We start from the raw sequence: 23,487 nt of genomic DNA on the forward strand, positions 1-23,487 counted from the left end.
CCATGATTTCAACCGCGAGGGAGATGTGCATGAGCATTGGACCAAGCTGACCGCTGACCCAGATTGGACGAAGTATCAAACTGACAGATAGGACGGGAGACAAGGGTAAACCATACGAAGTTGGGGGCTTCGGCCTCGGCTTCTCCGAGCCTTTCGCTTCGGCGGAGGGTTCGGAGAAGCTCATAAAAAGAGAAAAGGAGCTGTTGCTTATTCACTATGCGGCAGAAACTTAATTTCCACCATAAAATACCGGAACGAGGGATGCCTATGGCTATGGCCTTGGGTTAGTATCTGAAAACTGTATAGCTCCCACAAAAGAGCCCGCAAAGGCCGTTCAGGTCTTTGCGGGCTTTCGTTATGTCGGGTTATGGAAAAGTTTTTGGAATACCCCCGTATTTTGCTGGTTTCTCCCGCAGCCCATAGCATCCCCCGTTCCCGCTGTTCTTTCGGCCTGCATCCTCTTTTTCTCTGTCACCGTTCCGACAAGCTCCCCTGCTTTGAGACAAAGTGTCCCGAAGCCCGCTGCCGCTCACAGATAAATCGACTGTAAAAGTGAATGGCGTAGATAGAGGAAAGCCTTATCTGAAATCTTTGACTACATCATAAGATCATTTCAGATAAGACTTTTCCATTGTATATAACTAGTATACTAGCGCATGATCAATCCATACAACATTGTGTGCAGCAATTCATGTGCTTTCTGCTCAGCATCGGGTACCGAATCCTCACGGATATAGACCCCCAGAAAATTTACAAACGCTCGAAACTGCGCAATAGCTTGATCAAGCGTCAGACGATCGGCCAGATTTTCTTTTTGCAGGATGGTGCGCAATGCATGATCGTTAAACTGGTCAAACTCCTGTCGGCATTTTGCAATCTGTTCGGCCAAATGGCTTTGCGGATATATCAGCACATCGTAAAACAACTGACGATGCATCGGATGCTTCTGAAAAAAATCTATGCGCATGGCAAAGTATTGGTCGATCGTCAGTGTGGAGAGATCAAGCTGCCCACGCAGGAAATTCGTCATTTCCTGAAACAAAAGAGATATGCAGTCAAGATACAGTGCATCCTTGTTTTCATAATAATGATATAGCAGTCCCTTGGAAATGTTTCCTCTGGTGCAAATCTGGTTGATACCGCTGCCGGCATATCCGTGCTCGGCAAATTCGGTAAACGCGTGCATGCGGATCATGCTGCGGCTGCGCCGGCTTCGTTCTGCCTGCTTCATAATCCATCACCTCTTGGTTACAGTATAGCAAAATTTCTATGATACAGCAATACAGGAATTGACTGTTTGGTCTGTTTGTTGTAATATAAAACAAACCAAACGGTTTATTTTATGATCTCAGACAGGGGTGATACATATGAAAAGGGCGATCGTGTCGGCTGTATTGTGTTCCACTATATTGGCAGGTACATCTGGTGCCACTGCATGGCCAGGATGGGCGCAGGACGCAAGGGATTGGGCACAATCGCTTGCGTTAAGCGAAGATATTCTGGATGCACCGGAGGCCGCTGTTACACGCGGACAGGCGGTGCAACTGCTATATGAGGTGGCAGGGCGGCCGAATGCACCGGCAGACACGCCATTTACCGACGTGCCGGAAACCTATGCCGATGCAACTGCATGGGCCGCTGAGCAGGGCTTTGTCGAAGGCCTTGGTGACGGAAAGTACCAGCCTGAAAGACCATTGACACGGCAGGAATTTGCCGCTATGCTGTACCGCAGCGCAGGTGGGCCAGCGGTCAGCGGCAGTGAGCTTTCCGCCTACACGGATGCGGCATCGGTTGCAGACTGGGCATGGGACGCGGTGCTCTGGTGTAGCAAGATCGGGTTGCTTAACGGCAGATCCAACCACCTCCTTGCACCGGAGGATACCATCATCTTGGCGGAGGCCGTGCTGATCCTCCAGCGGGATGCACAGCTGCCGGATACCGCGCAGCTCCAGAAGGATCTTGAGACCCTAAGCATGCAGCATCACCCGATCGGCTCGGTGGGTGAGCAGGCGGCGGTGCAGTATCTGCAAAGCCGTTTCACAGAGATGGGCTATCTGGTCAGCACGCAAGACTATACGAATGATGCAGGGCAGACCGGCGCTAACGTGATTGCGGTCAAGCCGGCGGCAGCGGCAAATGCAGATATCCTTTTGGTGTCTGCCCACCATGATAGTGTGCCGACGGCCTACGGTGCGAATGACAATGCTTCGGGCGTGACCGCGCTGCTCGCGGTTGCGGAGGCGATGAAGGACACGGCGACCGATACCGAGATCCGCTTCATCAGCTTTACGGATGAGGAAAACGGAAAAAACGGCTCGCGGTACTACACCTCGAAGCTCTCCGAAGCAGAGCGCAGCCGCATGATCGGCGACATCCAACTGGATATGCTGGGCGGACTCGGTTCGAGCGGCAGCAAGGTCTGTACGATGGACGGCGAAACCAACTGGCTGAGCGACCTGATCGGGCAGAAAAACGCCTCCTTTATGATGGGCGCGGAGACCGCGAGCGACCACGCCTCTTTCCAACTGGCGGGCGTGCCGAGCGTTCTGGTGATGCAGAACGGGCGCGGCTACCTCTATCACTCGGCGGCGGATGTCGCCAGCCAGATTGACCTGTATACCCTTGCAGGCGCGGCGCAGACCGTGACCGCTGCAGTGCAGGAAATCGCGGATGCGGATACGCCGTCCTATAGGGATATAGCGCATGCGCAGGCGGAGGGCTATACCTACCGCCAGACCCGCCAGAACGTGATTTATTTCAACAGCTCGCTCGCGGACACAGAGGCTTATATAGGCGTTGTCGGCGAGCTGGTGGATACGGAAGAGGTAAACGGCGACGGCTGGACCGATGTTTACGACACCTATCTGTACTCTATGCGGTGGTTCGACGGAGAACAGCCGATGAACACCTACTACCGCTACCGCAACGGTTTTTTGCAGAATATTGAGATCCATCCCACCGAAACCGGCTACACCTCAGATCAGGTGCGCAGCCTGATCACTGCAATGTACGGTGCGCCATCCGCTTCGGTGCAGGGAAGTGAAAGCTGGGCCGACGAGGTGTACAGCAAATACATCACTCTGTCGGATACGGCTGAGGGCTGTATGGTCACAGTGTCAAACTATTCGCTCGGCATCACCAACGTGATCGCAGAATATCCGGTCGTGAACGGCCGCGCGCAGATCGGCAATGCCCAGCACGCAAAGGTGTGGGACTTCCTATGCGCTATCCTGCCGGATGAGGCGCGTGTCAAAATTGCGGAGTTTAACCTGTATACCGACGGCTACAGCAATGTTCTGGCCTATACCTCGCCGGTTGAGGACGAAAACGGCGGGACGGATAACACCCGCTTTTCCATCAGCATCGACTACTACGATGTGTATGATGAAAACGGTAACTCGCGCGACTGGAGCAAGCTGACTTATACCATCCTTCATGAGTACGGCCATGTGCTGCTCGAAGATGAGACACAGGTTGACCTATTGGTCGGCAGCGATACGCACGACCCAGCGGGCTTTGTACCCGGCTCGTTCCGCAAGACGTTTTATGACCGCTTCTGGAAGCAGATCGACACCGGTGCCGGTGTAAATGATTACGAACAAAACCCGACGCACTATGTCAGCCGCTACGGTGCAAATTACTTCCATGAGGATATTGCGGACACCTTTGCGGTGTTCGTGCTGGGTGCCAAGCCTGAGGGCGATACTGTGGCCGAGCAGAAGCTGCTTGCGTTCTGGGCGGATGCAGATATGGTGACGCTGCGGCAGGCAATCCGGGATAATATGAGCCTGGATCAGCCACAGAAGCCGGTGGAACCGGAAGAGCCGACTGAGTCGGAAAACCCAGACAGCGGAGAGGAGGTGCTCTGCGTAACAGATACTGCACAGATCAAGGCAGAACTCAACGATGCGATTGCGACGGTGCGGCAGCCTGCCGCCTTTGTAATCGCTGCGCTGGAAGATACCTCTGATCTTAAAATGGATGTGCAGAACCTCTATAACAGCCTGCTTTCCGAGCATCCGGCGTATAAATACGCCTATGATATGCAGGTCTCGGTCAGCAACAGCGTGCTGCGCTGCACGTTCTCCTACATGCCCTATCGAAGCGGGGACTATCCAACGGGTTTTCAGGGTGTGAAGGCCGCCTGCCTGAACGATCTTATCCGGATCGCATGGGACAATAAAACGAAAGAAAGTGTATCCATCCGCATCACCGATCCGGAACTGACGGTGGACGATATGAACAAGGCGCTTCAGCAGGCTGGCGGCAGCTATATCCTGTGCCAGCTGAACGAGGACGGCACAGCGATCACCTTTACGCCACAAAATCATCTGGGCCGGACGGAGGCGCTGGAACGTTTATCCGAGATTGACCGCCTAACCAGTAAAGTGGTAGATGAAATCATCACAGCGGACATGACTGGGGCCGAGAAGGCCGAAGCGCTGTATACCTATGTGACCGAAAACGTGCGATATGACCAGCGGTATTACGTGGACCGAGACAATATGCCGTACGATTCGCAGACCGCTTATGGCGCGCTGCACGACGGGCTTGCCATCTGCGGCGGGTATGCACAGGCCGTACAGCGCTTATTTGAAGCGGCAGATATCCCGTGCTATACCGTCACCGGCACGATGGGCGGTGAAAACCACATGTGGAATATCGCCTATCTGGACGGTGTATGGCGGTATTATGATGCGACCAGCGACCGCGGTCGTGCGGCCTATTGGTTTAATTATTTTGGAGTGCCCTCAGAACAGCTTGCGCGGTATGAGTGGGACACGGATTGGGTGCAGCGGCTGACACGGTCTGCTGTTTGAATAGAGCCGCCATTGTAAAAAGTCCAATGGTATGAAGTCAAGGAGATGATATATGAAAATTTTGAAGAAAAGTGAAGTGAAACGGCTATTTAGTCAGGAAAAAGGCAACATCGAACCAAGCCCTACCCCCTATGATTTTAGAAACAGGGCTTTGGCGTCAGAGCGGCAAGTAATAAGCCCAGCTCTCTAATGGGATATACAGGCGGTTGTCCTTCAGCAGTCGAAAGATCAACCGAATCAGTTTTCTGGCAGTTAAAGCGAGTGCGCGTTTGTGCTGGTATTTGTTGATTTGAGGTCATAGTAGCGCCAGAACGCGGAGTCGCATCTTCTCACAAAGTTGGCAGCTTCCAGCAGGTAGTAGCGGAGATAGCGGTTGCCGGATTTGATCATTCTGGAGTGTTCGGCCTCGAAGTTGCCAGACCGGTTCTTGTACCAGACAAGACCGGCATATTTGGCGACAGAGGCTTGAGAATCAAAACGGTGAATATCGCCGATTTCAGCGACGATACCGGCTGAGTAGACTTTGCCAATGCCTGGGATGGATGTCAGCGTGTTTCGAATGATCTCAAACTGGTGTTCAATGCCTTGTCCAAGATCTTGCCCCGCTTTTCCAAGGCCTACATCGAAGCGGTGGATACGGCAATGGCTTGGTTCACGGAGTTGTTTACGGTAACAGGCAAGCGGTAAGATAGACCTCCCTGTTGATTCTGCCGAAATGGAGATGGTCGGCAATCACAAAGGCATCCCCCAGTCGTTTTTCGGCAGGTCTGGATAGGCTTCCTTGAAATCATGCGCCTGCTTTGGGTTGAGAACATGGATCTTCCGTTGAAACCGGCTCAAGCTGCCACATCCTCATGCAGTGCGCAAACAAGGCTGTCACCATAGATGGAGGCAATCACTACATCGTTGAGCTACATGGAACCAAGCGCCGACACGATTCTCTCTGACAACCGTTTAGCACCACTCAGGTTATTCTGCATGGAAAAACTGGAGTGCAGGCTTTGAGATACCCATGATAACCGGAGCATCCGCAACCTCGTGTATCAGAATCATTCCAGAGAAGACCAATGCGATATCCCTCACGGCTGAAAGAGCGGCCTTTCCTCCGACGAACAGCCAATGAGTTTGCAGCTAACTTCCGGCTCAGGGGAACAGACTTCCTTTGAGCAGCCTTGTGGCTCAACTGGAGGAACCAAAACTTGACCCTGCTGTCCTACAGCTATTGTATCACGGGCATCTCAATGCCTGCCGGCCTTTTCGCTACGCTACTGGTTCCAAAGGAAAGATGTAGCGCCAAGATAGAAAGGAACTTCGATGCTTTTGGCTTTTGGGGCAATGGATGCTGGGCTAATGTTTCCAGCAGTGCTGGGTGGGGGTCCCATACGACATTAACGGCGGTACGAATATTACGCTCTACGCACTTCTAGGTAGTCGCGTAGTGTTTCGCTACTTCTGGATACAGCCATTTTGCCACCAGAGCAGCCGGTCTGGCTGCTGGGTCGCCAGATACACTGCATAAGAGGTGTGAAAGAAGCCAGTGTAATTTGCCGTAAGACCGAGTTGGTATAACAGTGTGAAAATTTCGGAAATATCGGGGGTGTTCTTAGGGGGACTCCTTTTACGGAATCCCTTCAGGAAGGCGTTTAGTTCATCAGCGTTCAACATGAGCAGAAGGAAAAGCCGAGCGATTGCAGAAAAGCGGTATTGCTCACGCTCTAAATCTCCGTATGCCCGGCTGGTAATGCGCAGCCGCTCCGCCATTTCCTCATGCGTCAGGTTTTAGAGCTTCTGAAGCGTATCTGTGTATTCCGCAAGAAATTCTTTTGCTAACATTTTGTACAGTTTCATGAGATAAGACCTCTATTTTCGACAGATTCTATGGAAATCTTATTCTGGACAGAAGCGTGCTTCCAGGTAGCACACTTCCTCCCTTGAAATGTTCTATTTCTGTTTTATTCGATTGTTATTGTTATTTTTTGTTATTATACGAGGAGGAAGGACCTATGAAGAAAAAGACGTTTGCCGGTGGGATCAGTCTGGTTTGCGCATTGCTGCTGATGGGCTGTAGCATTGCGGGGGCTGGGACCAGCAAAAAGTCGGATACCGAACAGGCAGAGGCTATACAATACACTATCGCGGATGCCGATGAGCTGATCGGTAAGGCAGATAGAGATATTGCGGATGTTTTCGGCGGTGGAGAGGAGAACTGGACGAGTGATAAATCGACATATATCGGCCGGATGTATCAGACCGAGCTGTATGGAGAGTCGGTAACGATCCATGCCGTGTGCGGTGGTGAGAAGACCGTGGACGCGGTTTCCATCTGGATCACCGACGGCGGACAGGAAGTTGCGGATGAACTTGTGCAGATTTGGCAGGATCGTGTCACAGCGTTCACAGGCACGGAAATGCAGGATCAGGGCATCGCAGAAGAGTCCGGTGCAAAATCATGGAAATGGCCTGCGAGCGACCGATTCTACACCCTGCGTTTAATGGGAAATATTTTGACGCTTGATATCAATCCTGCTGTTGGTGAAATAAAATAGAAAAACGGTGGCCGATTAGATAAGGGGTTGTCTATCATTTTATCGATCATATGTATCCGATCAAATTCTAATAGCATATTGATCGTTGATCGGGGAAAACAAGTTGCAGTGGCTGGCAAAGAGGCGCCAGATGCGCCGTGGTACATCTGGAACGGAACTGCATCCAGATCAAGCGCAAACAATTAGAAAAGGTGATACAGTCTGGACGTTATCTAACGAAAAAGAGCCTGGATACATATTAATTTATATCATAAAAAGTAAAATGAAAGGCTGTGATTTTATTGTAATTATGATATAATCAATATATCGCATCAAGGCTCTTTCCCTAACAGACGGAAAAGAACGATACCATGTTGGAACAGCGGACTGAGGAGAATCAGAGTAAAGCAAGATATTTTTATAAATATGTAGCTATAGACGGAAAGCAGAAGTCTGTATACTTGTAGAAGCTGCCAGCGATGAACAAAGTACCTGTCAGGAAGCGAGATTGTATCCCCCTGTGCAACAAGGAGCAGGAGATACAGAAAAATTTTGCGGACAGGCGTCTGCATAGTAGACGATGCGATAGGCGGGAAGCTGATCGCCAGACCGGCCGCTTTGATTATTCGTTGAATGCTTACAATCAGGAACAAGGACAAAACACGGATAATTCTGGCCGAGGAACATGAATAGGCATCGTTTTGCATCATTAAAAAGAACAAACGATATAGGAAGTTGTGAAAATCAAAGCGAGGAAATATGAAGTGTATTCTGAAAAAGTTCTATTGAACGCTCAAAATCAATGTTTTATAAATATTTAGCAGGTAAATAGTTAAACGCTCTATGAGTACACTCCCTCTTACAAAATCGACTATGCTTGCTATAATTTTTCACAATACTACTCTAATATGAGGCGGCTTTCATGAGTATTACCCTTGCTGATGTACTTCGGTTGCCATCGATGGCTGGTGCAGAAGTCTTATCTGGACACAATTCACTATTGCAGCCGGTAGAATCTATAAATGTTTTAGAATATGCCGAGATAAGCGATGAATTGGAACAGTTTTTCGGTTCCAACCATTACGAGGGCAGTGAACTGATTATCACCGCCTTTGCTAACATCCGGAATGATATAGAAACGCAGTGTGAAAATATTAGGCGGTATCATAGCATTGGTGCTGTGGGTTTCATCTTGTTTTATGTGGGATTTCTCCTGCCGGAAGTTGATCAACGACTGATCGACCTGTGTAATGAGTTGGAATTTCCTTTGATTTGCATGCCAAAAGGACGGCTAAATATACGATACAGCGAGATTATCGGTGAGATTATGTTCGAAGTATTCCGATCTCGTCAGAGGGAAAGCTACTTCGTTAGTGACCTACTGCAGCGTATATCCGATTTGCCTCCCCATCAGCGAAACATAAAGGCGCTTATGCGTATGTTAAGCGATCATCTTCATGCTTCTGTAATCTTGACCGATCCCTTTTCGCAAGACCATTTGTGCGTTTGCTGGCCGCGCGCCCTACTTGATACCATACAAGACAATTTAAGCAAGTGGCTTAGGAAAATGGAAGGGCTCAACTCGTTGCAAATTTCCCTTGGGGATAGCATCGGCCATCTCCGGCGTTGCCCTGTTCTCTTTAGCGATCCCGGCGAACGTTGCGTGTATTTGCTAAAATATAAGGACTCTTTATCGGAGGATGTTCTTTGGCAAACCAGTGAACTAATTCGACTATTTATCAATATCTGGAGCAAGAATCCGCAGAAAATGGTCACCACAGAAATCGTTCGGGCTATTATTAACGATGATGTTGGTCAAATGACCCGTTTATCACAACTTTTTAATATCGATGTCAGCAAGCTAAATCAAATGTGGCTTTTCCATCCTAAAGACAACAGCCAGCAGTATAGTGAAAGCATAGTACGGGAGATTACCGAGTATTTTTCATCTCATTATAGCTTGTTGTTAATCAGTTATTACGAAGAAAACCTGGTAGTATTCACTTGCGCCCCTGACCGGTACGACCAGAGGCAGGAGTTGCTTGATAATATCTGCCCTCTACTTGCTCAATCCTGCGCCAATTACGATATTGTTTGCTATGATTGCTTACAGACTACGAAAAGCGTGCGCAATGCCTACTTGGATAGCGTTGCATGTCTTGATGCAGCGCGAAAGATTTATCCAGAGAAATTGGTCATGCGTTCCTCAGATATTTTGTTTGCAAGGCAGTGTTGCGCGTTGTTGGGCGACCGTGAAAGACTGCAACAGTATCTGGATATATTGAATCAACTCCAAACAGCCAATCCCGTTCTGATTTCTACGCTTGAGACATATCTGCTGGATACTCCATCTAACATGGCACAGACAGCGAAGCTCCTTTTCGTCCATTTAAACACAATCAAATATCGGCTTCACATTGCTCAAGACCTGCTCGGATATGTTCCCAGCCAGATGCCTGACGCATATCCGCTTTATATGGCCGTATCCCTGAATCGCCTACTTAGAGAATAATGTTTGTTGACGGGCCTGCTTGTTCAAAACGAATAAGCAGGCCCGCTGTTTTTTTGTCCCAAAAGACAATTACAGATCAACAGTGTAGAGCTATAATTTTTATAGAACAATTTTTACACTTATACCACACAAAACATGTAATTTAGGAGGCGGCATGATATGAAGAAGTTCGATGTCTATGATTACGACAAACTGGTGGATGTCATTTATGGTGCTACTTTTTTTGGTGCAGGTGGCGGTGGATCGATCTCCAATGGCATGGACCTTTTGAACACCTTCCCTAAGGATGTAGAGTTAAAAGTCTATCCTCTCAGCGAAATGGAGGACGATGAGTATTCGGTTATGGCCGCCGGCTTGGGTTCTCCGTTAGCTATGAAAGAGAAAGGCTTTGGACCTGAAGCTATCAGTGTGGTTAAAGGTATGATGAAAGTAGCAGAGGATGCCGGAAAGAAAGTTGCCTACGTTTATTCCGGGGAACAGGGCGGGTTTAATACAATGGTTCCCATTTATGCTGCCCTTCACGCAGGACTTCCGTTGCTAGATCTGGACGGCAATGGCAGAGCAGTACCCGAGTTAAATACCGGCTTAGCTCCAATCAATAATATCCCGATAGATCCTTTAGTTTTGGCAAATTCCAATGGTGATCTTGTGGTAGGCCATCCTAAAAATCCGCTGGACAGTGTAGCCTGCGAGACAATTGCCCGCTCTATCTGTATGGCGTATGGTATGAGTGTAGGCTTCTCTACTTGGATGATGAGCAAGGCCGATCATGAAAAGGCATCCGCCATTGGGCAAATTAGTCGGGATCAGCAGGTGGGTGCTATCCTTCGGAATAATGCAACCACTAAGGATAACCTTTCCCAAAAGCTTGAAGAAATTGGTGTAAAACATAAGGTGTTTACTGCCGGAAAAATCAGTAAAATTGATGTCTCCGTGGAAAATGGATTTGACTTCGGTAAGACAATAATTACCGGTGACGATGGTAAATTGTATAAAATAGACTTTAAGAACGAAAATCTTATTATCCGAGACGCGCAAGATAGTGCTCTGCTGGTAGTCCCGGAACTCATTATCCTTCTCGATACTGACACAATGAAGCCTCTGACCAACGCTGACACAAAAGAAGGACAAAATGTAATGCTTCTGGGTGTCAGGGCTCCTCAGCGCTGGTGGGATCACGAGTCTGGATATAGTTGCTGGGCTCATATCTTGAAGTTAATCGGTTATTCTGTGGCAGACAAAGCTATCCCCTTGAACTGATTGATTATATATTTGCACCTCTTGGCGTGGGGGAGTCCCCCACGCCGTTTGTCAAATATTTGGACACTCCTGACGATTATGGAAATAAAAAAGTAATGGAGGAGAACATATGGCGAAAAATTCACAAGTGGAATCTGCCGGCCTAAACGCTATCCCGATAGAAGAACGGAAAAGCTGGCCTGGAGTTGCATTTATTTGGGCTGGTTCCTGTTGCTGTGTTCCTGCGCTGATGGTTGGCGCTGGCATCACTATGGGCCTTCCTTTTGGCTTGGCTGCCTTAGCGATGATAATTGGATATAGCGTCTCTGTTATCATGATGATCCTTATGAGTATCCTCTCTGCTGATCGTGGGTTGCCGGCTGTCGTTGCAATCTCCAGTTCTTTTGGAAAAGCGGGTGCAAGCAAATTGGTTTCTCTGATCATAGCATTTTGTTACACTTGTTGGTTTGGATTTCAAGCAGTTGTTTGCGGTGAAGCCTTTGCATCCATTCTTCAGGGGATTGGTGTGCCTATCCCCAGCATGCTTTCCACTATCATTTGGGGAATGATTATGTGCATTACTGCAGTTTATGGATATTCCTGGATTGAAAAGCTGAATGTCATCGCAGTTCCCGCACTTATTCTCATTTTAGTATATGCCATGATTGTAGTATTTGGCGACCCTGAATCCATTGTTAAAATCACCAACCATACCCCTACTACGCAAATGTCGATGATTGCTGCTGTAGGAACTTCTATTGGCGGTTTTGCTTCTGGCGCTGTTTTATCCGGTGATGTAACTCGCTACTGTAAAAGCCGAAAAGATGTTGTTATTTCCAGTATAGTTGGTGTCATTCCGGTAGGCGTTGGTACGATGCTGGTCGGATCTATACTGGCAATCCATTCAGGGGCTGTTGGAATGGACACTGGAAGCATTGTTACTATGCTTTCCAGTGTCGGCAGTCCCATCTTGGGGATGCTGGTGCTGGTTCTCGCGACATGGACAACCAATGTATGTAATGCCTATTCCGCTGGGTTTGCATTGTTAAGTTTGACAGGCGCCCATGATAACAAACGCGCATGGTTTACATTAGGAGCCGGCATCATAGGCACACTGCTGGCAGTGATTGGGATTACTAATTATTTCAACAGTTTCTTGAATATCCTGGCTGTATTCATACCTCCCATCGTAGGTGTCGTCGCTGTGGACTACTTTGTCATAAAGAAAGGTAATCCTGCCGCGTGGGCAGAGAAGCCAGGTTTCAATTGGGCTGGTGTTATTGCTTGGATTGTTGGCTCTGCCATAGCATTATTGCTACCAGAACTCCTGATTCCTACTCTCAACGCCATTGTCATTGCTTGTATATTGTATCTCATTCTGTATCCAATATTCTATCGTGGAAACCGTACCGGCGTAGAGTGACATTGAGTCTATTTCTATATTTTATGGGCAAGACCGGCTATAAAAGGTCAAGAGGTTAGTACGAAAAAGGTGGAAGAAAGATGAGAAGTGATCAGGGCATGATAAGGTGCCGGGGAGCAGTCTGCGGCTGAAAGGGACGCAGTATGTAAGAAGCGATGATCTCAATAAATTCAGAGGCGGTAGGGATACCGGTCAGGGGATAGCCAGATTTCTGGCATCTTGGACATCCTTGGGGTCATTATTTTGAGCGAAATTGGAGACATCCACCGCTTTGACACCCCCAACAAGCTGGCTGCCTTTGCCGGGTTGGATGTACGGGTTACACAGTACGGAGAGTTTATCGGAACTCGGCAGAAAATTTCCAAACGTGCCCTCTTTGCTGTTGGCGAATGAGATGCTGTCCAGTAGGGCTTTCCCACTTTCATCTATAAACGGTTGCTTCGTGCTTGTATTTCGCGATGTCGATCCCGCAGTAGAACATGGCGAAATCCCCTGTTACAAAATTTCAGACAGAGTTCCCTTACGCTTCTTTGCAGGGCACAGCCTCGTCAGATATACCCCGCATACTCGCTATCCAGCTCATTCGTGTCTACCCGCAAAGACAGAGGCGCAATTCTTTCGTCCGAAGCACTTCTTCAATGAGCTGATCTGTACCCTCTGTCTGTTGGCCCTATTATCTCATCTGCCTGATGAAACAACAAGTGGGTTTTATGCGGTTCCCACCACAATCCAAAACCGTAAATACATTATACAAGGAGAGGATATTATGAACGGTTTAACGGGTTTACAGCCGCAACGAGTGTTCCAATTTTTTGAATCGATCTGTAGAATCCCCCATGGCTCTGGCAATGTATCTGCTTTAGTAGACTATTGTGTCCAATTTGCAGAGGAACAGGGTCTATCTTGGACTCGAGATTCATCGAACAATCTGGTAATCCGCAAGTCTGGTAGCATAGGATATGAAAATTCAGATGTACTAATCCTTCAAGGACACACGGACATGGTTTGTGAGAAAGATACTGGCGTGGAGTTCGATTTTGAGAAAGATAGTATTGTCCCGTTCGTAGACGGGGACTGGATTCGCGCAAATGGAACTACATTGGGTGGAGACAATGGCATCGCGATTGCTATGTGTTTAGCATTACTGGAAGACAATTCGTTGGAGCATCCGCCTTTGGAGGTTCTGTTTACCTCAGATGAGGAGGTTGGGATGCTTGGCGCATTTGCATTTGACTGCCGCAATTTATCGGGACATAAACTCATCAATTTAGATTCCGAACGCGAGGGGGTGTTGATGTGTAGTTGCGCCGGCGGGGCTAATGTCCATTCTATAGTTCCTATCCAACGAGAAAGCAAAAGCTTACCTCAAATCACATTGGAAATAAGTGGGCTGAAAAGTGGACATTCTGGTGTGGAGATTGACAAGGGTCGTGCTAACGCTAATGTCTTAATGGCAAGAGTATTGAACGCGATAGCAGAAAAAACATCCTGTCAGTTAGCTGAGCTTAATGGTGGAACCAGAGAGACTGCTATTGCGCCTAAAAGTAAAGCAATCCTATTTGTACCGGCCAACGAAATAGATATGGTGTTACATATAGCGGCCTCCATAGGCGAATCACTCAAGAAAGAATATGCGTCGACAGAGCCGGATTTAACTGTTGCTACAGAGGTTCGGCCTGAAAAGGAGGCTCTCATTCTCACTGTGCCATGCACAAAAAGAGTTGTGCAGTTGTTGCTGGCTTTACCAGATGGGGTGCAGGCTATGAGTATGGATATGCTTGGTCTGGTGCAGACCTCTGTCAATTTTGGAGTGTTGGAGTTGCATGAGCAGGAGCTATTTCTTTCCCATTCCGTACGTAGCTCTATGACGACACAAAAAAAATGGGTGTTAGATCGCGTGAAAGCAGCTGTTACTTTAGCTGGTGGAGATACTGATATCTCTGGAAATTATCCAGGGTGGGCCTATAATCCAAGTTCGGTAGTCAAAGACACCATTGTAAACGCTTATCGATCCTTGTTTGGTGTGGATGCGAAAATCGATGCAGTTCATGCTGGAATAGAATGTGGCCTGTTTGCAGACAGTATTGAGGACTTGGACTGTGTATCTATCGGCCCAGATATGGAAGATGTCCACACATCTAGGGAACGTCTTAGCATATCTTCTGTACAACGTACCTACATGCTTTTAAAAAAAGTGCTTAAGGATAGCAAGTAGTCCACTACTTTTTCCTGATCTGATACATGATACGACAAGCCCGACGAAATCTTGTGATTTCGTCGGGCTTGTTTTGCTTTCAATGGATTCATTATAACCAGGAAATTTAAAGGCGGAAGTGAAACGGAGAAAATCGACGGTTACTCCTAACACAGTTCTTATTGTGAGCCGGTATGTAGTGGTTTAAAGTTTTTTTAAGCTGGTATAGGGACAGCAACCTCCAGCCGAGCCGTCGATAGTCGGGAAGGACGGCGTGCCTGGTGCGCTGTCGTTAAAATGGAAAGCCACTTTGCAGGCAGGAAAGATCCAAACAAAAAGCTGATAATAAAACTGCAGCCTATTGAGATAGGCTGCAGTTTTTTGCTTCACGATCCGTTATGTAGATCAGGCTGTCTGACCAGAGGCATCGTCGCAAGTAACAGGGGCGGTGCTTTTCAAATGAATAATAGCGTTTTCCACCTGGTGTTCCCGAATGCTGATTACTTTGACTACCATACAGCCGATTTCAAGATCAAATTGAGAGCCATCCTGTGGAACTGTGCCAAGGGTTCCAAAAACCAAGCCGTTGAAGGTATCGTGATCCTCATACGCAAGGGGAATCCCCAACGCTTCTGACAAGTCCTCGAGGGAAGCACTGCCCTGTACCTGCCAGGTGGATGTATCAAGCTGGACGATGGGAGGAGATACCTGGGCTTCAGTTTCCTCGTCGCCTAGATCGCCAACCAACTGTTCGATCAGATCATTAAGCGTAAGGATACCATCCAGGCCGCTGTATTCGTCCAACACAACAGCGAAGTTGTGATGGTTCTGACGCATGTTTCGGAATAAAACGTCCGCTTTTACACTATCAGGGACAAAATATGCCGGCTTTACCGCGTTTTTTAGGACAGAATCCCGACTTTCATCCTCTAACCGGAAATAATCCCTTGCATCCAAAATTCCGATCACGTCGTCGGCCGTCTCGCCGCAGACCGGATAGCGGGTATGGCGGCTGCCATAAATCGTTGCCTTCCATTCTTCCATGCTTTCTTCCAGCCATAGAAAAACCACATCGGTTCTGTGAGTTGCGATGTCGCCTGCTGTCAAGTCATCAAACTCGAATACATTTTGGATAAATTCCTTTTCCTCGTGGTCGATTGCGCCTTTTTCACTGCCGACATCCACCATAATGCGGATGGACTCTTCGCTGACCTCCTCATCGTCTGCCTCCGGATCGATCCCCAGCAGCCGAAGGATTGCGTTGGTGGAAATGGTCAGCAGCCAAACGATGGGGGCAAAGAGCTTTGCGATCGCACTCATCATGGAGGCCATGCCGAGGGCAAGCGTTTCCGCTTTCCGCATGGCGACACGTTTGGGGACAAGCTCGCCGAAAATCAGGGTGACGTAGGAAAGAATGACCGTAATCACAATGACGGCGATGGTATCGAGCGTGGCGGCCGGTATCTGGACGCCTAAGGAAACCACCCAGCCGACCAAAACATCCGAAAAGTTTTCCGCAGCGAACGCGCTGCCCAAAAAGCCGGAAAGCGTGATGGCAACCTGTATTGTTGCCAAAAAGCGCGCCGGCTGATTGGTGAGGCGGGCGAGACGAATTGCCCGTTTATCGCCGGCCTCGGCCAGTTTGGCGAGTTTATTATCGTTCATCGAAATGACCGCAATTTCCGCGCAGGCAAAAACCGCATTAAACGCAATCAAAACCAATTGAAGTAACAGCATCAATCCAATAGACTTTTCCAAGGTAATCCTCCTCGATGATTCTTCTGAAATACTGTCCGGTCGCAGAAACGGACAGCTACAAAAGCAGGCACAGCAAATCCACCCTGCAAAAAGGGCGTAATGCTATGCCTGCTGATATGATTTCCTGAAAAATTACGTTTTCATCTGCGTCGCTACTGTCCGCGTTATCCATAATGGCAGGGATACTCCTTTGTAAAATAGGTTGGGTTCATTATACATAAAGCTCCTGACGCTGTCAATCCGGTTGCTATGGAATAAATAATTCTTCACGGATTCTTTATATGAGGGAAGCAGGGGAGGAAAGGGACACATTTTCCGTATATCTCTTGACAAATAAAATGTGGAATGATACGATAGCACTGCAAGGGAGCTTCCGTTGGAGGCTGAGAGGAGGGGGTCCCCCTCGACCTTACCTGATTTGGATAATGCCAACGTAGGGATGCAGAGGAAAACGCCTGTTGTCACATGCTGTGAAACGTGTCGAATACATGAGAACATCCTGAAGAGGGGTGTTCTTTTTGTTTTTAGCGAGATATTAGTTCGTGTAGGAGGATATTATGTTAAAAAAAATACTTACGATTGCCGGTTCGGACTGTTCGGGCGGAGCTGGCATCCAGGCTGATCTGAAAACAATGGCGGCGCACGGCGTATACGGTATGAGCGTGATCGTTTCTGTGGTCGCGGAAAACACCGCGCGTGTGATCGATATTCAGGATATTAGTCCAAAGATGATTGAGGAACAGATCGACGCTGTGTTCGAGGACATCGTGCCGGACGCGGTCAAGATCGGCATGCTTTCCTCACCCGCCTGCATGAAAGCGGTAGCCGGAAAGCTTGAACAATACCAGCCGCAGCATGTGGTGATCGATCCAGTGATGTTCGCCAAAAACGGCGACCCGCTTATGGAGCCTGCTTCCGTCGGCACATTGATAAAATATGTGCTTCCGTATGCGGATCTGCTGACGCCGAATATTCCGGAAGCGCAGCATATTGCCGGCATGAAAATCAGCACACCGGAGGATATGGAGGAGGCGGCGCGCCTGATTTACGCCAAGGGCTGCAAAAACGTGCTGATCAAGGGTGGGAGGAACATGGCCGGCGCGGTAGACGTGCTTTTTGACGGAGAGAGTGCGCGGCGCTATGAGATTGGGCAGATTGATACCAGTAACACGCATGGAACAGGCTGCACCCTCTCCTCCGCGATCGCGTCGAATCTGGCGCTGGGGCATCCAGTTCCGGAAGCGGTGGAGCTTGCGAAATCCTATGTGACGGATGCGATCCGCCGGGCGCCCGGCCTGGGGCATGGGTGTGGTCCGCTGAACCACTTTTGCCGTATATTTCCGGAGGAGTGAACGATCATGAATAACAAATCTATCCGAAAGCTTTGCTTCGCCGGCCTGCTCGTCGCGGTTGCTGTAATCGGAAGCCTGCTTGTCATTCCGGTATTCGGTGCGAAATGCTCTCCGGTGCAGCATATGGTTAATGTGACCGCAGCGGTCCTGCTGGGGCCGGGATATGCGCTGGGCATGGGTTTTGCAGCGGCGCTTATCCGCAACCTACTGGGTCTGGGTACCCTGCTGGCGTTTCCCGGTTCGATGATTGGTGCGCTGTTGAGCGGCCTTGCCTACCGGATTTTTCCCAAGCTTTCCGCCGCCTATGCCGGCGAGGTGTTTGGTACGGGCGTATTGGGCGCGATAGCGTCCTATCCGGTCGCCGCTTTGCTGATGGGCAATTCCACCGCAGCCCTGTTCACCTTCGTCCCCTCGTTTCTTGCTTCCACTGTCGTCGGCGCGGCGGTTTCGGTCCTTGTTCTGTCTGCTCTGAAACGGACGCACGTTTTCAGCCAACTGGAGGGTACCCTACGGTGACAGAGTGTGTAGCGCAAATTGTAGAGCGTACCCTGCAAAAACGGCCGATGGTTCATTCAATTACCAATAACGTCACGGTCAATGACTGTGCGAATATCATACTCGCCGCGGGCGGATCGGCGATCATGGCGCAGGATGAACGCGAGGTGGCTGAGATCACCTCGCGCAGCGACGCGCTTTCCTTGAATATGGGCGCGCTGCGGGCGCAGGAAGCGATGCTGCTTTCCGCGCATGCCGCAAAGCGCAGAAAACGGCCGGTCATCCTGGATCCCGTGGCTGCGGGGGCGAGCCGACTGCGGGGGGAAATGTGTGCCCGCCTGCTGGAGGCTGGGCTGGTTTCTGTGGTGCGAGGCAACGCGTCCGAGGTGTGGGCGCTGATGACAGGCGCGCAGCATACGCTTGGCGTGGAGGTGAACGCGCTTGACCAGGTGACCGAGCAAAACCTCAGTGAATCCGCGCGGCGTGTGAGCCTGTTCAGCAGGGAAACCGGCGCGGTTGTTTTGCTGAGCGGGGCGCTGGATATTGTTTCCGACGGAAAGTGTACCGCCGTACTGCGCGGCGGCAGTGAGATGATGCGCCGTATCACGGGCGCGGGATGCATGCTGACTTCGCTGACCGCAGCATACTGCGGCGCAAATCCGGAAAATCTTTTTGAAGCCGCGGTCGCGGCATCGGGGGTGATGAAAACCTGCGGGGAATTGGCGTACCGGCGTGTATGTGAAGAGATGGAGGGCACCGCTTCCTTTCGTACACGCCTGATTGACGCGGTCAGCATGCTGACCGGAAGCGATCTTGCGGCAAAGCTCCGCGTACAAATTCTGTAAGAAAAATCAACAAGTGCTGCCGGCCAAACGCCGTCAGTCGGGAAAATTCATTGGGGGTACCACCTTGAAAAACAATTCAATAACCGAAAGGATGCTCGACGCATCCCGCCCGATCTGGGAGGGGTACTTATCCCACCCCTTTGTGCGGGGGATCGCGGACGGCAGCCTTGCTGTAGAAAAATTCCGTTTTTATCTGTTGCAGGACTATCTGTACCTGTTCGACTATGCCAAGGTGTTTGCGCAGGGCGTGGTCAAATCACAGGAGCCTGAGGTGATGCGGACGTTCGCCTCCTATGTGGCGAGCATCCTGAATGGCGAGCTGGAAATTCATCGGGGCTACATGCGCCGCATGGGCATTACCGAGGAGCGGGCCGAAACCGAAAAGCCGACCTTGAGCAATCTCTCCTATACCGCTTATATGCGCGCTGTCGCGGCGGAGGAGGGGCCAGCTGAGATCATGGCGGCCGTGCTGTCCTGCGCGCTCAGCTATGAATATATCGCGAAGTGGATCGTCCGGAATTATCCGGACGCCGAGCAGCACGGCTTTTACGGCGAATGGGTGCGGGGCTATGCGAGCAAAAGCTACGCGGAGGAAAACCAGCGGTTGACCGCGCTGATGGAACAGCTTGCCGCAGGGTATCCGGAAAAGCGCCAGGCGCGCCTGACGGACATCTTTGTCGCCTGCTCGCGCTATGAGGCGATGTTCTGGGACATGGCTTGGAACGGAGAGATGTGAGCGATGCTGGAATTTCAAAAGGTTGTTTTCCAGTACGACAGCGAGGATTTCAATATTATCAACGGCTTGTCGTTTCAGATTGAAAAAGGAGAATTCGTTTCGGTGATCGGGCCGTCCGGCTGCGGCAAGTCCACGATCTTCCGGCTGGTGGGTCAGCTTCTGACACGCAAGGCGGGGGAGATTCTGGTCGGCGGAGAGCGCATCGACGGGCGGCGCGGCTACTGCGGCTATATGCCGCAGCGCGATCTGCTGTTCCCATGGCGCACCGTGCGGGATAATCTGTGCCTGCCGATGGAGGTGCGCGGAGATGTCAGCCGCGCGGAAATGGACCGCCGCGCGGAAGAGACGCTTGCGCATGTCGGTCTGTCCGGCTGGGGCGATAAGCGGCCGGACGAGCTTTCCGGCGGGATGCGCCAGCGCGCGGCATTCGCGCGCACGCTGTTGACCGGTTCCGAGCTGCTATTGCTGGACGAGCCCTTTTCCGCACTGGATTTCCTGACCCGTATCACCATGCAGGAATGGCTGCTCGGTCAGTGGGAAAACGACCACAAGACCGTGCTGTTTATCACGCATGACGTGGAAGAGGCGATTTTTCTGTCCGGCCGCGTATTGGTGGTGGAGGAAACGCCGATCTGCCGCCTTGCTTCGTTCGAAGTGCCTGCGCCTTATCCGCGCACGCGCGCCTGTCTGACCGAGCCGAGAATGCTCGCCCTGCGGGAACGCCTGATCGGCATGCTCCGGCGGGAGGTGGCGGTATGAAGCGCTGGAATGCGAACCTGCCTGCGCTGGTACTCCTGTTCGCTTTGCTGCTTGTGTGGCAGCTCGGCGCGACGGGAATGGATGCCGCATATATCCTGCCGTCCCCCACACAGATACTGGTCCGCATGTGGGAGCTGCGAGAGCCGCTGCTGACCGCGCACCTGCCGGCGACGCTGCTGTGTACCGGCATTGGGCTGGCCATATCGGTTGTTCTCGGCCTGTTGCTCGCAGTACTGATGGATGCAAGTCCGGTGGCGGAAAAAATGCTGTATCCCCTGATTGTGGCTTCGCAGACCATCCCGACGACCGCGCTGGCGCCGCTGTTTGTCCTGTGGTTCGGATATACGATCTGGAGCAAGGTGCTGGTCACCGTGCTGATCACATTTTTCCCAATCGCGATCACAGTGTTTGACGGCTTTCGGTCGGTCAAGACCGATATGATGGATATGCTGCAAACGTTCGGCGCGGGGCAAAGGGAGATATTTTTGAAGCTCAAGTTACCGGCCGCGCTGCCGTATTTCTTTTCTGCCATCAAAATGGCGATCCCGTTGTCCATCATCGGCGCGGCGATCGGGGAGTGGCTGGGCGCGCAGGCGGGGCTGGGGTATTTCAGCCGGCGCATGATGACGCAGCTTGACGGGGCGGGCGTGTTTGCCCCCATCGTGCTGCTCAGCGCGGTGGCGATGCTTGCAGTGGCAGCCGTATCCTGGATAGAGAAAAGGGTCATTACCTGGCGCGGAAGCCTGTGAGCGGAGGAATTTGCTGTAACAGTGGAAAGGAACGGAATTGATTGATGAAAAAAAGAGTGTTTGCCGCGATTGCGGCTTTGACGATGCTGCTGGGCGGCTGCGCCGGCAGACAGACAGAAAACGCTTCGGATAACGGCGACGGGCTGCGCGAACTGACGGTCGTACTCGATTGGTACCCGAACGCGCTGCACGCGTTCCTCTATCAGGCGGAAAAGGCGGGATATTTCGCGGAGGAAGGATTAACGGTCAATATCCAGCCGCCGGCCGGTGTCAATGACGCGATGAGCATGGTCGCGGCGGGCAAGGCGGATATCGGGCTGTACTACCAGCAGGATGTGATACAGGCGCGTGTCCAGCAGGATGTGCCGATCAAATCGATCGCTGCCGTCGTGCAGACACCGCTTAACATTGTTCTTTCGCTTAAGGATGAAAATATCACAAAGCCGGAGGATCTGGTCGGCAAAACGGTCGGCTATGCCGGTACCGAGCTGTCGGAAGCGCTGATCCGCAGCGTTATGAAAAACAGCGGCGCTGATCCCTCGGATGTAACAATGGTGGATGTAGGCTTTGAACTGATGGCGTCCATGACGACCGGCAACGTGGATGCAACGATTGGGTGCCTAGTCAACCATGAGGTGCCGCAGATGGAGAAGGAAGGTTTTGCGGTTAACTACTTCTTTCCGGATGATTTCGGCGTGCCGAAATATTACGAAGGGATTTTTTTGGCGAGCGATGAAATGATAGCAAACGAGCCGGAAGTGCTGGCAGGATTCCTGCGCGCCTGCGCAAAGGGCTTTGATGATTTCCAGAGCAATACGGACGAGGTGCTGCAGGTGCTGCTGGACAATCAGGACGAGGCGAATTTCGCGCTCGATCCAGAGGTGGAGAAGCAGTCCTGCGAAACGCTTCTTCCGCTGATGGAGACAGCGGATGCGCCTTTCCTCAGCCAGACCGAGGCGTGCTGGCAGGAGAACATTAACTGGATGTACGACGAAGGCCTGATTTCGGAAAAGCCGGATGTGTCAGAAGTCATGGCGTCGATCGAATTTTGAAATAAAAATGACCGCACAGCGTGCAGCGTAAAAGCTGATGCTGTGCGGCTTGTTTTATGCATTCCGGTAGGGCAGGTAGTCTAAAAAGCGTTTGACCGCTAGGGAAACCGTTTTATTATCCCGCAGCGCGAGGCCAATATTGCGGTGAGCCGGAACGTCAAGTTCTTTCGCGACAATGCGGTAGGGGATGCGCTTTAGAATGAGTTGGGGTAGGATGCTGACGCCAAGGCCGCTTTCCACCATGGACATGATCGCATAATCGTCCCAGGTCGTAAAGTGTATGGGGGGATGGAGGTCACAGCGCTTGAGAATTTCGGAAACCTCCGTATTTGCTCCTTTTTCAAGCAGCAGAAACGGTTCGCTGCCAAAAGCGGAAACAGGGAAACGGCTGCAGTCCGCCAAAGGGTGCTGCACAGGGAGAACGGCAAGCAAAGGGTCCTGCTCTAAAAAGATGGTTTCCAGATCGGGATGCGCCGGCAGGCGCAGAAAGCCGCAATCGACCCTACCTTCCATGATCCAGGTTTCGATTTCCGTGTAATCGCCGAGCAGCAATTCATAATCTATATGGGGATAATCCTTTTGAAACGCACGGATGATGTTGGGCAGCCAGTGCGTTGCCACGCTGGAGAACGTGCCGATGCGGATCAGGCCGGACTGCAGGCCGTTCAATTCCTCCACCTGCATTTGCAGCTTGCGGTATTCCTCGCAGACGCGCTTCGCATACGGCAGGAGCGTGAGACCGTCCGACGTGAGGCGAACGCCAGCCCGCCCGCGTTCAAGCAGGGAGACGCGCCACTCGTTTTCCAGATCGCGGATCATGCGGCTGATACCGGACTGCGAATAGGAAAGCATCTCGGCAGCCTTGGTAAAGCTTCCGCATTCCACGGTTCGGATCAATGCGAGATATTTTTGAATATTCCCATCCATATGCCATGTCCCATCCTTTACATCTGATTTTATCATGGTTTGCATGAAAAACATTCGTTTTTGTAATTTATAAAAATATGGTACAGTATATTTGTCGATGA

21 protein-coding genes, 1 pseudogene and 1 riboswitch are annotated in these 23,487 nt (G+C 50.7%); of the genes and pseudogenes, 16 read left to right on the forward strand and 6 right to left on the reverse strand.

Annotated elements, in window-relative coordinates:
• Nucleotides 1-649: 649 nt before the first annotated feature.
• On the reverse strand, nt 650-1,231 hold the full coding sequence (locus OCV66_RS00750; protein WP_107630430.1) for a TetR/AcrR family transcriptional regulator: 582 nt from the start codon (nt 1,229-1,231) through the stop codon (nt 650-652).
• 307 nt (nt 1,232-1,538) lie between these two features.
• Here OCV66_RS00750 and OCV66_RS00755 point away from each other — a divergent pair, with 307 nt between their 5' ends.
• Entirely contained in the window at nt 1,539-4,820 is a 3,282-nt protein-coding gene (locus tag OCV66_RS00755; protein WP_262563556.1) for a M28 family peptidase, read from the forward strand.
• 52 nt (nt 4,821-4,872) lie between these two features.
• Nucleotides 4,873-5,010: a hypothetical protein gene (locus tag OCV66_RS00760; RefSeq protein WP_162531768.1), complete on the forward strand. Its 138-nt coding sequence runs from the start codon at nt 4,873-4,875 to the stop codon at nt 5,008-5,010.
• 62 nt (nt 5,011-5,072) lie between these two features.
• On the opposite strand, the gene OCV66_RS00765 is transcribed toward OCV66_RS00760, so the two are convergent.
• From OCV66_RS00765 to OCV66_RS00775, 3 genes and pseudogenes are all read right to left on the reverse strand, one after another.
• Nucleotides 5,073-5,552, reverse strand: coding sequence for an IS110 family transposase (locus tag OCV66_RS00765; protein ID WP_243182337.1), 480 nt, complete (start codon nt 5,550-5,552; stop codon nt 5,073-5,075).
• Nucleotides 5,553-6,039: 487 nt separating this feature from the next.
• Nucleotides 6,040-6,231, reverse strand: a pseudogene (locus OCV66_RS00770) (hypothetical protein); the annotation flags it as partial.
• Between the two features lie 35 nt (nt 6,232-6,266).
• Nucleotides 6,267-6,581 carry a hypothetical protein gene (locus OCV66_RS00775; RefSeq protein ID WP_054325874.1) on the reverse strand — a complete coding sequence of 105 codons (315 nt, stop codon included), beginning with the start codon at nt 6,579-6,581 and terminating at the stop codon, nt 6,267-6,269.
• Between the two features lie 242 nt (nt 6,582-6,823).
• On the opposite strand from OCV66_RS00775, the gene OCV66_RS00780 reads away from it, so the two are divergent.
• The 7 genes from OCV66_RS00780 to OCV66_RS00810 all read left to right on the forward strand — a co-directional run bounded on the left by OCV66_RS00780 (nt 6,824) and on the right by OCV66_RS00810 (nt 14,734).
• A complete protein-coding gene (locus tag OCV66_RS00780; RefSeq protein ID WP_054325875.1) occupies nt 6,824-7,366 on the forward strand; it encodes a hypothetical protein in 543 nt (180 codons plus the stop codon).
• Nucleotides 7,367-7,469: 103 nt separating this feature from the next.
• Complete coding sequence (locus tag OCV66_RS00785; protein WP_147573662.1) at nt 7,470-7,664, forward strand: hypothetical protein; 195 nt, start codon at nt 7,470-7,472, stop codon at nt 7,662-7,664.
• A gap of 603 nt (nt 7,665-8,267) precedes the next feature.
• Nucleotides 8,268-9,857 carry a PucR family transcriptional regulator gene (locus OCV66_RS00790; protein WP_147573663.1) on the forward strand — a complete coding sequence of 530 codons (1,590 nt, stop codon included), beginning with the start codon at nt 8,268-8,270 and terminating at the stop codon, nt 9,855-9,857.
• 159 nt (nt 9,858-10,016) lie between these two features.
• On the forward strand, nt 10,017-11,117 hold the full coding sequence (locus OCV66_RS00795) for a DUF917 domain-containing protein (RefSeq protein ID WP_054325878.1): 1,101 nt from the start codon (nt 10,017-10,019) through the stop codon (nt 11,115-11,117).
• Between the two features lie 109 nt (nt 11,118-11,226).
• Nucleotides 11,227-12,519, forward strand: a complete 1,293-nt coding sequence (locus OCV66_RS00800; protein ID WP_054325879.1) for a purine-cytosine permease family protein — start codon at nt 11,227-11,229, stop codon at nt 12,517-12,519.
• Nucleotides 12,520-12,735: 216 nt separating this feature from the next.
• Nucleotides 12,736-12,912, forward strand: coding sequence for a transposase (locus OCV66_RS00805; RefSeq protein ID WP_407925827.1), 177 nt, complete (start codon nt 12,736-12,738; stop codon nt 12,910-12,912).
• Between the two features lie 373 nt (nt 12,913-13,285).
• Entirely contained in the window at nt 13,286-14,734 is a 1,449-nt protein-coding gene (locus OCV66_RS00810; RefSeq protein WP_159068014.1) for an aminoacyl-histidine dipeptidase, read from the forward strand.
• A 384-nt stretch (nt 14,735-15,118) separates the two neighbouring features.
• Here OCV66_RS00810 and OCV66_RS00815 read toward each other — a convergent pair whose 3' ends face one another.
• A complete protein-coding gene (locus OCV66_RS00815) occupies nt 15,119-16,471 on the reverse strand; it encodes a hemolysin family protein (protein ID WP_242977788.1) in 1,353 nt (450 codons plus the stop codon).
• Between the two features lie 353 nt (nt 16,472-16,824).
• A riboswitch (TPP riboswitch) is annotated at nt 16,825-16,929 on the forward strand.
• A 99-nt stretch (nt 16,930-17,028) separates the two neighbouring features.
• Between OCV66_RS00815 and thiD the strand changes: the two genes are divergently transcribed.
• The 7 genes from thiD to OCV66_RS00850 all read left to right on the forward strand — a co-directional run bounded on the left by thiD (nt 17,029) and on the right by OCV66_RS00850 (nt 22,459).
• Complete coding sequence (gene thiD, locus OCV66_RS00820; RefSeq protein WP_107630438.1) at nt 17,029-17,823, forward strand: bifunctional hydroxymethylpyrimidine kinase/phosphomethylpyrimidine kinase; 795 nt, start codon at nt 17,029-17,031, stop codon at nt 17,821-17,823.
• 6 nt (nt 17,824-17,829) lie between these two features.
• A complete protein-coding gene (thiW, locus tag OCV66_RS00825; protein WP_054325881.1) occupies nt 17,830-18,339 on the forward strand; it encodes an energy coupling factor transporter S component ThiW in 510 nt (169 codons plus the stop codon).
• Nucleotides 18,336-19,163, forward strand: a complete 828-nt coding sequence (thiM, locus tag OCV66_RS00830; protein ID WP_242977789.1) for a hydroxyethylthiazole kinase — start codon at nt 18,336-18,338, stop codon at nt 19,161-19,163. Before thiW ends, thiM begins: the two co-directional genes overlap by 4 nt.
• Before the next feature lie 64 nt (nt 19,164-19,227).
• Complete coding sequence (gene tenA / locus OCV66_RS00835) at nt 19,228-19,899, forward strand: thiaminase II (RefSeq protein ID WP_243182338.1); 672 nt, start codon at nt 19,228-19,230, stop codon at nt 19,897-19,899.
• Nucleotides 19,900-19,902: 3 nt separating this feature from the next.
• Complete coding sequence (locus OCV66_RS00840; RefSeq protein WP_054325882.1) at nt 19,903-20,658, forward strand: ABC transporter ATP-binding protein; 756 nt, start codon at nt 19,903-19,905, stop codon at nt 20,656-20,658.
• A complete protein-coding gene (locus OCV66_RS00845) occupies nt 20,655-21,407 on the forward strand; it encodes an ABC transporter permease (protein WP_054325883.1) in 753 nt (250 codons plus the stop codon). Before OCV66_RS00840 ends, OCV66_RS00845 begins: the two co-directional genes overlap by 4 nt.
• Nucleotides 21,408-21,451: 44 nt before the next feature.
• Nucleotides 21,452-22,459, forward strand: a complete 1,008-nt coding sequence (locus OCV66_RS00850; RefSeq protein ID WP_147573665.1) for an ABC transporter substrate-binding protein — start codon at nt 21,452-21,454, stop codon at nt 22,457-22,459.
• Nucleotides 22,460-22,513: 54 nt separating this feature from the next.
• On the opposite strand, the gene OCV66_RS00855 is transcribed toward OCV66_RS00850, so the two are convergent.
• Entirely contained in the window at nt 22,514-23,386 is an 873-nt protein-coding gene (locus OCV66_RS00855; RefSeq protein WP_107630441.1) for a LysR family transcriptional regulator, read from the reverse strand.
• Between the last annotated feature and the right edge of the window lie 101 nt (nt 23,387-23,487).

Origin of the sequence: Agathobaculum ammoniilyticum (assembly GCF_025567315.1) — a bacterium.
GTDB lineage: Bacteria > Bacillota > Clostridia > Oscillospirales > Butyricicoccaceae > Agathobaculum > Agathobaculum ammoniilyticum.